Genomic DNA, 13,807 nt, shown 5'->3' on the forward strand with positions numbered 1-13,807 from the left:
AAGCGAGTAGATTCCATGACCATTTGAAAATCAACAATGGAATTTAACAGAGCCTATTTAAAAGAAATACTTTATCTTCTTCCAATTGTATATCATATGTTTTTACATGCCCTTCGTCCGGCGCTTGTACGTTTCCGTCTGTCAACGAGATTTTCCAATCGTACAGCGGGCAGTACACATAATGTCCGCTGACAAGGCCGTCAGAAAGGATTCCTCCTTTAGGATGAGGGCTCTTATTTTCTATCGCTTTAACCTCTCCATTTGATAGGCGAAACAAGGCAATCTCTTCGTCGCCTATCTTAATAGGTTGCCCTACTAGTGCAGGAAGCTCTGAGTATTTTGCAATCTCGAGGCGGGTTAATGTTGGAATCATAATCATTCTCCTTTCAGATTCTTTTATTAAGCAGCCGGACGGTGTTTGATCCGTCCGGCATTACTTAAATTATTTTATTATGACAGGCACAGAACGTCTTGTATAGTAATGGTTCTGGATAGGTTGTTCATCGATCGCTTTCTTCCATGGTTCTTCATAACGTTCTATTGTTTTATTCAAGCGCTCGTTTAATTCACGGCGTTTTTTTTCATCGGCCAACACTTCTTTAACATGTTCCAATCCTACCCGCTCCAGCCACTTGGCTGTACGTTCTAAATAGACGGCCGTTTCACGATAGTATTGCATATAGGCACCGATTATCTCATATACTTCTTCTTCCGTTTTCAGTACGCATAGTAGATCCGCGGCGCGCAGGTCCGTTCCCCCATTACCGCCAACATAGATTTCCCAGCCGCCGTCCACACCGACGATGCCGACATCTTTGACTCCAGCTTCCGCACAGTTGCGCGGGCAAGCGGAAACGCCCATTTTCCATTTATGAGGTGTATCTACACGCTCAAAACGCTTTTCCAGCTCAATGCCGAGGCTCATGGAATCTTGTGTCCCAAACCGGCAGAATTGTGAGCCAACGCAGGTTTTTACGGTGCGAAGGGTTTTTCCGTAAGCGTAGCCTGATGGCATCCCAAGCTCTTCCCAAACATCTGGGAGGTCTTCTTTCTTCAAGCCGAATAATCCAATCCGCTGACCGCCCGTTAATTTGACGAGAGGTACTTCATATTTATCGGCGACTTCTGCAATTTTCCGTAAATCTTCTGCGGATGTCACACCGCCATACATTCTTGGAATAACAGAATACTTGCCGTCCTTTTGGATATTGGCATGCATTTTTTCGTTAACGAGACGGGAATTACGGTCATCGCGATACTCTGGATAGATCATACCGAGATAATAGTTCAGAGCAGGCCGGCATTTTGTACAGCCTTCTTCATTCTTCCATTCAAGGACCATCATGACTTCTTTAATAGAAGTGAGCCCTTTTTCACGAATTTCCGCGACAACCTCATCCCGGCTATAAGTGGTACAGCCGCAAAGGGTCTGTTTTTGAGCAGATTGATCAAAGCTATCGCCTAACGTATATTCCAGGATTTGCGAGATTTGCGGCTTGCATCGGCCACATGACCTGCCTGCGTTTGTGCAGCCGCCAACCTGTTCAACTGTTGAAAGGCCTTGTGTTTGAATGGCATTTACGATTGTCCCTTTCGTTACGCCATTACAGCCACAAATTAGCTCATCATCAGGCATGGAAGCCACATCATTTGCCTGCTCTCCGGCGTTCACTGCCTGCAAGAAAGCGATATTTGTCAGATCGGTTATATTCTCTTTCTGGTTCATCATGCGAAATAGTCGTGAGCTGTCTTTCGTGTCTCCGTATAAAACGATCCCTGCAATCGTGTTGCCGCGTAATAAAACTTTCTTGTAGATGCCTTCAAATTCGTTATGAACCTTGATTGCCTTCGTAGCAGGATCATCATAAATTTCTCCCGCAGAGTAAAGGTCAATTTCGGATACCTTCAGCTGTGTGCCTGTTACGGAGCCTTCATATGGCTTTTCTTTTTTACCGCAAAGGTTTTCTGAAAGAATTTTCCCCTGTTCATAAAGAGGAGCAACCATTCCGTAGACGATTTCCCGATGCTCGGCACATTCGCCGACCGCATATACATCCGGTACACTTGTTTCCATATAATCATCGACGACGATGCCGCGGTTCACGTAAATATCGCTTTCTCTGGCAAGCTTGATATTAGGAATGATTCCAGCTGACATAACGACCAAATCTGCTTTAATTTCCGTGCCGTCTTTAAAACGAAGCCCTTCAACGCGTTCCCGGCCAAACATTTCGGTCGTTTGCTTCTGCATCAGGAAGTTCATGCCTTGCGCTGCCAATTCTTTTTGCAGCATTTCAGAAGCAGTCGGATCGAGTTGTTTTTCCATCAGGTGTTCCATAAGGTGGATAACATCAACTTGCATGCCGAGATTCAATAAACCTTTTGCTGCCTCTAATCCAAGCAAGCCCCCGCCAATAACAACAGCTTTCTTATATTTTTTTGACATCTTGATCATCATTTCACAATCTTGGATATCACGAAAACCGACGACACCTTCTTTATCAGCTCCCGGAATAGGAAGGATAAACGAGAGCGAGCCTGTTGCAATAATCAATTTATCATATTCCACGGAGAGTCCCTTTTCAGTCAACAACGTTTTTTTTGCTGTATCGATTTTCGTGACGGCTTCACCTGTATGCAATTGAATATGGTTGGCGCGATACCAGTCCCAATCATTCATAATAATCTCATCAATCGTTGTGTCTCCTTGCAAGACGTTTGACAATTGAATGCGATTATAATTGGGATGCGGTTCTTTTCCGAAGATCGTTATTTCGTAGGCTTCCCGATTTATTTTGAGGATTTCCTCAATCGCACGTACCCCGGCCATGCCATTTCCAATCATAACTAGCTTTTGCTTTTCCATATAGCTCCCTCCACTTTGCTCGATATTTCACAAGAGATATGAGATTAAGGTTTTCTTTGATTACTACCTTGTTTATGTCCTTATTGTAAAAGTTATGCTTTATAACGAGTGTGATGGAAGTCACAATTCACACTGCGTTGTGAATCTTTTCACATATTTGTCAAATCTATACTAGATGGAATCCTTTTACGGAAATAAATATTAAGATTACGGAATTAAGTGTGAATTTTACGGAAATACTATTAAGTTTATGGAATTACTGACCCTCAAAATGAGATACTAGCAATTTATGGTCTCCTGTACTTAAATTACCGTTGAACAATATAGGGCTATATGCTTATACTGTGAATTAGGTTTCCTTCTAAATCAGGGGGCGTTTTTCTGTTAACCATAGGCAGCAAAGTTTTTTATGAGTTAGAAATCTATACCATTCATTGGATTTACGAGAGCGGGTATTGCGAAATCAAGAAAGATAATGTTATAAAATTAGTTAATCTTTCAGAACTTACACCAGTAGAATAGATACCAGGTAGATTCATAGTTATAAATTCGGGAACCTAAACTAGCGCTTGTTTTAAACGAGTGCTTTTTATTTTCCCTCCAAAAAACCAACCTCTAAGTACTTATTTATAAACGAGCCTAAACTCCTCACAAACAACCAACATATCCTCGGAAAGTGCTCTATTCATATTCGCAAGTTCTTTCGTAAAGAAATCTATATGCACCGTTCTCCAATAGTGCAAAGTTCTATCTCCCTCTCCTTCTTTTCGAGCGAAATTTTCACTCACTTCTTTAAAAGGAATGGTCGATACATTTACGGTTTCCGTTATCGCTTGAGCGACTCCATCCCAGTCTGTAATAATATTGAGTTCACCTTTTTGAGGAAGTTTTACGCCTTCCATCTCATATAATATATGTAAAGACGATGTGGCCGTTTTAACGTTATTTCTGACTAAAGCGGCTAACTCGTTCGCATCTTTTTCATTGGCGGAAAAATGCCAGGAAGTATAGGCAGCGGTTTTTGTTTTGCTCTTTTCCAGTGTTTTTAAATAATTTTCCCACATTTGACTCACTGATTTATGTACCATAATAAAACTCCTCTTTTGAACCTGTTGTACAACCTCGATTATAAAGGAATTGCGTTTGTAATCTTGCCTATTTATCTACCAAAATCATCAGTTCTCATTTTATTATACAAAAATTAACGGAACGACAAAAGGAGCATCATCACTATTGATGCAATGCTCCCTTTACATAACACTTATTTATGATGAAAAGGACACTTTCCTTCGATAGGTTTAATGTCATCCCCAATAAAGTATTGTTTCCATTCCCGGTGCTCTGGATCTCCATAATGGCTGATGTTCGGATGCTTCGGAAGACCATCCCATTTTTCCACGCGTTCCCTTACCTTTTCACGGGACATAAAGCCACCTCTGGATGTTCCTTCCAGGCCCTCAAAGATTCTTCTTGGTTGGAATCCTAACACCAGGCTGTTCCCTAAATCCCTGGTTTTCCGCTGCTTATAAGCCGGAGCGTTTCCAAAAGTGAAGAATGGCTCCCCGGCAAAGGAAAATGCCCACAGGTGATGGTCAGGATCTTGCGGATAATCCGCTGGCCAAGCCTTAGCATCCTTTTCATGCAAATACTGAAGAATATTCCAGAAATACTCCCTGTAATATTCCACGGATTTTTCTTCTTTCTCCGGTTCCACGAAAAGAAAGAACCCGTGTCGCACAAGAGGTTTCGATTCGTCAAACAGTGAAATAAACTCTTCAATCGTTTGAGGAAGCTGAGTCCAGTCATCATGGCTGATATAGGAATAACGAAGCTCTCCCTTCTTCTCCGCTGACATCCCAAAATAACAAGGGAATGTCCGATCTGTCACGACTTTACGATAATTTTCATACTCCTTTAATACCCACTCAGGTACTAAATCCGGATTGACCATATCTTCCTTTGTAAACAAATAACTATTCGTCACCGTCATTATTTTCACCTCATCGTCTAGATGTATAGGTATTACCCCAGCCAGAAAAAATGTAAACAAATTGTGGGGATAAGGCCCTGGAATGTGGATGAATAAAAAGGAAGAAGATGCGTTGAATAAACGGCATCTTCTTCCTTTTTTCAGGCTTTCATTATTATTTCGCTTTTTTCACCAATACTCTGGTAACAGTACTCGTGTTCCCGGCACGATCTTTTGCGGTGACTGTTAAAAAGGTGTATGCTTTTTGCTTCGCAATCTTCACAGAGTAGTCACCTTTACTATTCGCCTTTCCAGTTCCGATCGTTTTCTTGCCTGCTTTTACAGTAACGGTGGCACTTGATTCCGTTTTCCCTTTGACGAGCGTTGTCGCATTCGTTACCGTATTTACCTTGGGTGCAGGTGGTGCAGTTTTATCGAGCACGGTTGTTTTGGTTTCTTTACTCACATTACCCGTCGCATCCTTAGCAGTCACGCTTATGATCGTGCCAGCTTTTTGCTTGCTTATCTTAAATTGATATTCCCCTTTGTCATTTGCTTTGCCGGAACCGATTATTTTTGTTCCTGCCTTTGCGGTTACGGTTGAATTGGCTTCTGCGCTGCCTTTTATCACTACGTCTTTGTCACTTACGGCCGTAACTTTTGGTGCAGGGGGCGGGGTAATATCTTTTTGGACCACGGCCCTTATCGTTGTTTCAGCTTTGGCGTTAGTGTTAATCATTACAACATGCAAGACCTCATCCCACTTTTGGCCGGGGATTTTCACGGAGAACTTACCTGTTCCATCAGCTATAGCCTCTCCTAATTTGGTCTCTCCGCTCATTACCTTTACAACAGAACCGGTTTTTGCTATACCGGTAACACTTGGGTGATAGCTATATATCGGGTTTACGCTAGTATTTAGTTCAACTGCACTTACAGCACCAAAAGCATTTAATCTTCCCCATCCGGATACGTAATCATATCCAGGTACAGTAGGCAGTTCGATAGGATATCGTTCATCTTCTTCGTCTTCCTCATCTTCAGGGTAACCCGGATTCACGATGATTACTTCTGGCGGAAGCTGGTTGTCTTCTTCCTCAAAAGCAACATTCTTTGCCGTATCCGTTAAAAGCTTTTCAACTTCAGCTGGTTTTAACTTTGGGTTGTGTGACAGCAAAATTCCGGCAATTGCCGCTACATGCGGTGCAGCCATCGATGTGCCGCTCATATATGTCAAGTTTCCATCTGGAACTATACTTGGAATGTCTGTGCCGGGTGCAACTATATCCAATCCCTTGCCATAGTTCGAATAGTCCGATACAAGATCCAGGCTGTTTGTCGCTCCAACGGATATTGTATATTTGGATGAGGCGGGATAGGAAAGTTCATCCATTCCTTCATTCCCGCTTGCAGCAACGATTGTTACACCCTTTGAATACGCATATTGGAGGGCATATTCGATCGTCCTGCTATATGGACCTCCCAGGCTTAGGTTTATAACCTTAGCTCCATTATCAGCTGCATACTTGATACCATAGGCAATATCTTCCGTATCCCCGCTCCCTGAGGCATCAAGGACTTTAACAGGAAGTATTTTGGCACTGGAGTTAATTCCTGACATGGAATAATGATTGTCAGCTGCTGCTGCGATTATTCCCGAAACATGAGTGCCATGTCCGTTATCATCCATTGCGTCTGATGTATCATCAACAAAGGTTTTTCCAATACCCTCTATTGATCCGCTTAAATCCGCAAGCGTATGGTCGACGCCAGTATCGATGACCGCAATCGTAGTATCGCGCAGGCTTTTCGCAGCTACTAATTCTTTAAGCGGTTCATATTGAATGTCCGCATCCTTTATACCCTTTTCACCATCATTCTTTAAAGACCATTGATATAGATACTGTGAATCGGTTGATAACGCATGATATTGCTGAACCGGCTCAATGAATTCCACCTCGGGAAGATTTGAAACTTTATCGACGCTTGCTTTAGAATAGGATACGCTTGCTTTAGATTTATCGGAATCGTCCAGCTCCATGACATACATATTTTCAAAAACCGAAGTTTTTCCGTTCAAAGGATCAATGGATTGGACTCCATATGAATCTACCTTTGCTTTGAATGTACTAAGCTTTTTTGTATCTTTCAATTTTACAATATAGCGATTTTCAGGGATGTCAGTTGCTTTTGGCTGAGATAGCTTAGCTCTGTTCAAAATAGCTGATACTGGCAATTCGCTTAGAGCGGAAAGCTTGACTTCAGTGGCCATTTGGTCCATCTTGCTTTTTAAAGTGTCTGGTGCAGCATCTCTCGAGATTGTGAAAAGGTCATTGATGGCAGCCTGATCTTTATCTGTAATTTCATAGCTGCTATCGCTGCCGTTCTTGGCCACATCTTCAAATAAGGGTTTTAATTGGACTAAATTTTTATACACATCCTCCCTTGTGCTTTTGCTCAATACGATCTTGGCGCTTATGTAAGGAGCCGCTTTATAATATAAAGAAGATAGTTCCTGTCCTTTCTCCGTTTTGGAGAGCAGTGTATCCCGAATCGTTCTTAATTCTTTTAAAATACTTTTGCCATTCTCTCTTTCTTTAGTACTTAATTCAACAGGACATTCTTCTACAGCTGCCTGATTGGTTGGGGGCAAGGTCACACCCTCATAATTTATGGTATAGGAGGCTTCCGTAACTACCGGTTCTGCAGGTGTTCCTCCTTCAACAGCTTCAGCTTCAATAGCTTCTTCACCGTAATATTCTACTTTTACATAGTATGGGCCTGTCCACGCAATCGGAAAGTCGATTTGTGCCGGACTATTTTCATAGGTGTATCCCATATAACGGTCAAAAGTATTGTTGTCTTTGGCATTTTCCAAGCTGGAATAAACAGAAACATTTAACTCTTTTTCTGATTCAAGCTTAATGCGAAAATGGGTGAAATCGGCGATGCTTTCTTCCGAAGGAACCACTTTATACCATTGAACCTGATCTGTGCTGTTGATCGTTGAATCCACTTGACTACCAATAGATAATTCCGTCTCACTAACTACTTCTGCGTGTATTTTTGCATGTGGCAATTGCCCAAAGAACAAAGTGAACAGAAGGACGAAAGCAATCAGACAACTAATCTTTCTTTTTTTCATATGGAACCTCCCAAATATAGTAAAAAGCCTTTATCTTGCTATTAAACCATGAAAAAAACATATTTGGAATAGATTTCTAAAATAAATATGTTTCTAAAATATGGCCTTAACCAACACGATCGGTATATGTTGAATTCTATGATTTATTTATTTAAAGTAAAAGGAGGGGGTTTTCATCCCCTTCTTTTTTAACTTGTAAATCGTGATTTTTCCTTAACAATTTCTCATTTAAGCAATATTTTTTTCATATCAGTTGTGTAAACCTTTAGCTTGTTTTTAAAATCATATAATCATATGATTTTAAAATAGGTGGTACTAATATGGATAGACGCAAGAAAAATAAAAAAAATATATTTAAAATTCAGCATGAGTATAGAAAAAAATTGAGAAAAGAAACAAATAATAAAGTGACTCATTTAGAATTGATGATTGTTGCTATAATTCTCTTTATATTAGTAAAAGCAAAATGGATATTTTCTCTAAGTTAAAAGGAATTTCATGCTTCAATAAAGTTTTTTAATTCGGAAATAATTCTTTTTCTCGGTACCCTTTTCTTGAATGAACATACGCTAAGCAAAATTCCACAACAAAAAAAGCCGAGTTTTCCTATGGTAAGGAAATTCGGCCTTTTTCAATAAACCATCACAAAAGATGCCTGATTAATTGTGCAATGCTGTTATATGACTAATTTGGACCTTTATAATTCAATTCTTCTTGTCCCACATCGGCGACAATGGTCTTAAGACGTTTATAGTTTGATGCTGCCACCTGAGTATAGTATTCCCGCCATCGGCTGCATGTTTAGTTCTCCCTTTAAGTCCAAAAACATCTAAAAAACCTCGGCAATTGAAATTTCACGAAATTGAGAAGATAATAATTTATAAGGAATATTTAATCATTATATTATTAGAAATGGAGGCGCTTACTATCTTGGAGCCTATAGATAAACCACCCCGTTGGGATCTAAATAATCTATACAAAGGATCCGGTAAAGAATCGCTTCTTATCGAATTGAAAAATGTAAAAGTAAACTTGGCTGAATTGAAAAAAGTTGAACCGATTAACTTTGGCGATAAGGAGATTTCGATTCTTACCGGGCTAATTCCAAGAATTGAAAAAGCAGAATCGTTTTATTATTGTTTATCTGTCGAAAACACTGCCCCCTCTTTTTTAACAACCATCCGTTCGGACATTTCGTCGCTTAAAGCAGATGTACGAATCATGATTGCATACATATCAAAAAAGAAGGACTCACTTCAAAATCACAGCGAGATTTCGAGTTTGACTATGGAAGCACTAAGAGGATACGAAGATATTTATCTTCAACTGCACAGCAATCTGCAAATTAAAGTAGAAGAAAAAGAACTTTCTTTTAGTGAAGCGAATCAAATCGCTATGAAATATTCTGACTCTGAAATTAGAAATAAGGTATTTCATTCATTAAACGAAACGTTAAAAAATCAATCTAATCTGTTTGCCTCGGTTTATAATCAAATGATCGGATTGAGACAAAAATCGATGATGTTAACCGGACTGGGAGATTCTTTTGAACAATCCTTGAAAGATAATGGCCTTTCCCGTGAATCATTTCATACAATGTGGAGCGTCGTCGACGAAAATCTTCCTCAGTTGACAAAGTTCATTGAAAAGAAAGCTCAAGAATCAAATAAAGACCGGTTAACTTGGCATGAATTAATGGCATCAGCTCAAAATTTTTCTTACAATATTCTCTTTTCAGATGCCGCAGTGGAAATAACTGATGCGCTTGAAAAAATCGATCCAAAGATTTCAAGGTTTGTTGTTGAAGCAATTAGCAATGGCTGGGTTGATGCACAACCTCGTGAATCAAAGCCACGTGGTGGTATTTGTATCCCTTTTCTTACTGATAAACAATCGCGGATAACCCTTTATTACGATGAAAGTTTTGATAGTGCCATAACACTTGCCCATGAGCTAGGCCATGCTTGGCATTATCTACAATTAAACAATACGCCCTCACTCTCGTTTTTAGAGGACAAATTCGAAATGACTGTTGCTGAGACCTCTTCGATTTTCTTTGAAACTGCATATGTTGATGTCATAATCCAGAGAACTAATGACCTGGCTTTAAAAAAATCATTGTTAGGCTGGAAAATAGCACGCAGCCTCAATTATCTTATGTCTATCAGGGGTGCTTTTCTATTTGAAAAAAGATTCCATGAAGCGAGAGCAGTTTCCCCATTAAGCGCAGATGAGATAGAGGCGTTATCGCAGCAATCCCAAAAAGAGGCTTACGGTGGAAGCTTAAACTCGTATGAACCTTATGTATGGATGAAGTATGATCAATTTTATCAAATAGACGTGCCTTTTTATAATTACCCCTACACATTCGGCTTCTTATTAAGTCTGGGGATGTTAGAACTCGCAAAAGACCAAGCATATTTTTCAACTGCGTTTTCAAGGTTTCTCAGGGAAACGGGTACTTCACCGGTAGAGCAGTTAGTGCTGAAGCACTTTGGCATTGACCTATCGAACCCATCGTTCTGGCAAAAATCTTTAGATCGCCTAATCAGCGATATAGAGCTGTATGCTTCGCTTTGAAACTTTTCCTAAATGCTAAAGCAGAAAGATTCATGGATTCTTCAGAATTTATGAATCTTTCTGCTTAGTAAGGAATGTTAAAAACTTTCTCTGAGCCTTCTGGCTTTTAATCATATTATTGACCCTGAAACGGCTTTGCAGATACTTTCGAACGTGTTTATTCACAAAAAACAATCGATTATATTTTTCATCTTCATATATGGCTTTAAACCAATCGTATTGATTAAGCTTTTGTATATGCTTATCTATCTTATTAGTGTCTAGAGTTTCGCTAAGTCCAAATCCGCCAGCGAAGAAACTGAATATTAAATCAAGAAATGACATAGATCTTTTTCCCCTTTTTTCATACATGCAGGATAAATCCGCTCGACATTGCCTTACCACCCTGACCTTTTTCGCAGTGTCGTGATGTGAGCAATATGATGACGGCCATGCCATGCATAGAGTCCTATATTATAACCGACTTGCACTATTCCTGAATCCGGATGCTGAAAAGTCTGTTCAAGTTGAGTTGAAGTTAATGAACGAAGTAGAGTTACCCATCTAGTATGCAGTGCTTCTAGTAACATGATTGAAACTTCTACAGGTAACTCGGAATCTGGAAGCTCAGCCCATTCTGACTCCTGATAAGGTTTAATCGTCGGATTATTTTCGGTCAAAGCTAACTTGAAACGAATATAGGCATTCATATGGCTATCGGCAAGGTGATGAACCACTTGCCGAACTGTCCATCCATTCGGCCGGTATGGTGTATCAAGCTGATCGTCTTCCAAGCCTTTAACGGCTTCCTTTACATCTTCAGGAGCAATTTCGATTTCTTTAATCCATTCGTTTATTGACTCAAGGGTGATGCTGCCCCTGTGGTTAAATTCTCCGATTGGGTAACGTAAATCCATTGCTTACCCTCCTCCTCACTGATTGCGAATCTATTCTTATTCATTAATAGTTGATACTTCTGGCTGAGATTATCGTTTTTCTGCTATACAAAACAACTCAGCAAAGTCATGCACAATGGTTTTGGCAGGATCGTTTTTCACATCGAACCTCATTCTTTCCAGACCTTCCTGGTAATCTTCATCATCGATGATCGTGAGTGCCGAGATAGTCGGTTATTTTCAATTCGATGTCCCCCTATGTAAATAAATCTTGCGACAACCTCACCATATCGCGGCACTGTATCCCATTCTCATAGATTTCTTCATCATAATGCTTAATGAAGAAATCAAGGTCAATTCCCACGATCTGAAAGCCGCATTTTTGATAAAGAGCTATTTGCCCGATACTGGAATTGCCGGTCCCAACCTCAATTGTCTTATAGCCCTTTGACTTGGCAGTTCGAACAGCATCTCTTACTAACTGCTTCCCGATCCCTTTTCCGTGCATGCTTTCCGCAACCGCAATATTCACTAATTCCACTGTATCAAGTCTTGTAGGGAGCAATACATAAACGCCAATCACTTGATCATGATCTTCAGCTACAAAACACTCTCCCCGCTTTACGTATTGATCCACAAGTTTTTGAGACGGATCAGCCAACAACAACAAATCCATGGGCGGTTTCTCATTAACATTAAGTTTCCTTATCTGCATACCATTCTCCTTTGAAAGTGGTCCAAAAAGATGTCTACTAAATTAAAGTTTATCAGAATATTTATTCTTTGCGTTGATTTGTTATAAACTATAAAATACATCTTATACCTGTGAATACATTAACAATGGTTATCATTTAGGTCATGAATTTCAATGGCTACCAAAAGGTGAATCTTACAACGAGGAGAGATAAACAGCAGAATGGCTACATTAAATGAAGTACAACAAGAATCACTGCAAATTGCGAAAAATTATGTTACAGAAGTGTATGAAGCGGTAAAACAGCGCAATCCTCATGAAAGCGAGTTTCATCAAGCCGTTAAAGAGATATTTGAGTCCCTGATTCCCGTATTTGCAACGCACCCTAAATACATGGAACAAGGTATACTTGAAAGGATTTCTGAACCGGAAAGAATCATTACATTTAGAGTACCCTGGGTTGATGATCAAGGGAAAGTTAGAGTGAACCGAGGCTTCAGAGTACAATTTAATAGCAGTATCGGACCATACAAAGGCGGTTTAAGATTCCACCCTTCCGTGAACGCCAGCATCATTAAATTCTTAGGTTTTGAACAAATCTTTAAGAACTCTTTAACAGGACAACCTATCGGCGGAGGCAAAGGCGGCTCCGATTTTGATCCTAAAGGCAAATCCGATGGTGAGATTATGAGATTTACGCAAAGCTTCATGACCGAACTTTGCAAATACATCGGGCCTGACGTTGATGTGCCAGCTGGTGATATCGGTGTTGGTGCAAGGGAAATCGGATTCATGTTCGGACAATATAAACGAATTCGCGGCGGCTATGAGGCAGGCGTATTAACGGGAAAAGGCCCTGGATACGGCGGCAGTTTGGCCAGAACAGAGGCTACCGGTTATGGAACTGTCTACTTTGTAGAAGAAATGCTACAAGACAAAGGACTCAGCTTTAATGGCAGCACGGTAGTAGTATCCGGTTCTGGTAATGTTTCCATTTACGCTATTGAAAAAGCGACTCAATTAGGAGCGACAGTTGTCGCCTGCAGTGATTCTAACGGTTATATTTATGACAAAAACGGGATTAACCTTGACACGGTAAAAAGAATAAAAGAAGTCGAGAGAGTAAGAATTGCGGATTATGTCAATGAACATCCTGAAGCAGAATATTATGAAGGGTTTTCCGGAATTTGGTCGATTCCTTGTGATATCGCTCTCCCGTGTGCCACCCAGAATGAAATTGATGCGGAATCAGCGGAGATGCTAGTTAACAATGGGGTTAAGGCGATAGGTGAAGGCGCAAACATGCCATCCACATTAGGAGCCATTGATATATTCCTAAAAAACAATATTCTCTTCGGTCCGGCGAAAGCTGCTAATGCAGGCGGAGTAGCTGTTTCTGCGTTGGAAATGGCACAAAATAGCATGAGATTGCCTTGGACATTTGAAGAAGTGGATGCCAATCTGCATGAAATTATGAAAAACATTTATCGTAATAGTGTGAAGGCTGCAGACGAGTATGGATATCCCGGCAATCTCGTAGTTGGGGCTAACATCGCAGGATTCATTAAAGTTGCGGATGCAATGATGGCACAAGGGGTCATTTAAAAACGTTTAAAATGAAGGTTCTCCGTCAAATGTTGGGGTGGCGACTCATTGTCGTCACCCTTAACCAATGTGA

Annotated in this window: 11 protein-coding genes; 3 read left to right on the forward strand and 8 right to left on the reverse strand. The window is 40.4% G+C overall.

Annotated elements, in window-relative coordinates; translation table 11 throughout:
* Positions 1–43 precede the first annotated feature (43 nt).
* The 5 genes from nirD to D0463_RS09340 form a co-directional block, all read right to left on the reverse strand.
* On the reverse strand, positions 44–373 hold the full coding sequence (gene nirD, locus D0463_RS09320) for a nitrite reductase small subunit NirD (RefSeq protein ID WP_117307135.1): 330 nt from the start codon (positions 371–373) through the stop codon (positions 44–46).
* Positions 374–442: 69 nt separating this feature from the next.
* Positions 443–2,866: a nitrite reductase large subunit NirB gene (gene nirB / locus D0463_RS09325; RefSeq protein ID WP_117307136.1), complete on the reverse strand. Its 2,424-nt coding sequence runs from the start codon at positions 2,864–2,866 to the stop codon at positions 443–445.
* Between the two features lie 623 nt (positions 2,867–3,489).
* Complete coding sequence (locus tag D0463_RS09330; RefSeq protein WP_117307137.1) at positions 3,490–3,954, reverse strand: ASCH domain-containing protein; 465 nt, start codon at positions 3,952–3,954, stop codon at positions 3,490–3,492.
* 173 nt (positions 3,955–4,127) lie between these two features.
* Positions 4,128–4,856, reverse strand: a complete 729-nt coding sequence (locus D0463_RS09335; protein ID WP_117307138.1) for a YqcI/YcgG family protein — start codon at positions 4,854–4,856, stop codon at positions 4,128–4,130.
* A gap of 154 nt (positions 4,857–5,010) precedes the next feature.
* On the reverse strand, positions 5,011–7,980 hold the full coding sequence (locus D0463_RS09340) for a S8 family peptidase (protein WP_117307139.1): 2,970 nt from the start codon (positions 7,978–7,980) through the stop codon (positions 5,011–5,013).
* Positions 7,981–8,300: 320 nt separating this feature from the next.
* Here D0463_RS09340 and D0463_RS19350 point away from each other — a divergent pair, with 320 nt between their 5' ends.
* Together D0463_RS19350 and D0463_RS09345 are read left to right on the forward strand one after the other, a co-directional pair.
* On the forward strand, positions 8,301–8,468 hold the full coding sequence (locus tag D0463_RS19350) for a hypothetical protein (RefSeq protein WP_160118391.1): 168 nt from the start codon (positions 8,301–8,303) through the stop codon (positions 8,466–8,468).
* A 523-nt stretch (positions 8,469–8,991) separates the two neighbouring features.
* Positions 8,992–10,560: a M3 family metallopeptidase gene (locus tag D0463_RS09345; protein ID WP_254052756.1), complete on the forward strand. Its 1,569-nt coding sequence runs from the start codon at positions 8,992–8,994 to the stop codon at positions 10,558–10,560.
* Between the two features lie 48 nt (positions 10,561–10,608).
* On the opposite strand, the gene D0463_RS09350 is transcribed toward D0463_RS09345, so the two are convergent.
* The 3 genes from D0463_RS09350 to D0463_RS09360 form a co-directional block, all read right to left on the reverse strand.
* Positions 10,609–10,884, reverse strand: a complete 276-nt coding sequence (locus tag D0463_RS09350) for a hypothetical protein (RefSeq protein ID WP_117307140.1) — start codon at positions 10,882–10,884, stop codon at positions 10,609–10,611.
* A 53-nt stretch (positions 10,885–10,937) separates the two neighbouring features.
* Entirely contained in the window at positions 10,938–11,456 is a 519-nt protein-coding gene (locus D0463_RS09355; protein WP_117307141.1) for a YfiT family bacillithiol transferase, read from the reverse strand.
* 235 nt (positions 11,457–11,691) lie between these two features.
* A complete protein-coding gene (locus D0463_RS09360) occupies positions 11,692–12,150 on the reverse strand; it encodes a GNAT family N-acetyltransferase (protein WP_117307142.1) in 459 nt (152 codons plus the stop codon).
* Positions 12,151–12,351: 201 nt separating this feature from the next.
* Here D0463_RS09360 and gdhA point away from each other — a divergent pair, with 201 nt between their 5' ends.
* Positions 12,352–13,734, forward strand: a complete 1,383-nt coding sequence (gene gdhA, locus D0463_RS09365) for an NADP-specific glutamate dehydrogenase (protein WP_117307143.1) — start codon at positions 12,352–12,354, stop codon at positions 13,732–13,734.
* Positions 13,735–13,807 lie beyond the last annotated feature (73 nt).

Origin of the sequence: Bacillus sp. V59.32b (assembly GCF_003429085.1) — a bacterium.
Lineage (GTDB): Bacteria > Bacillota > Bacilli > Bacillales > DSM-1321 > Peribacillus.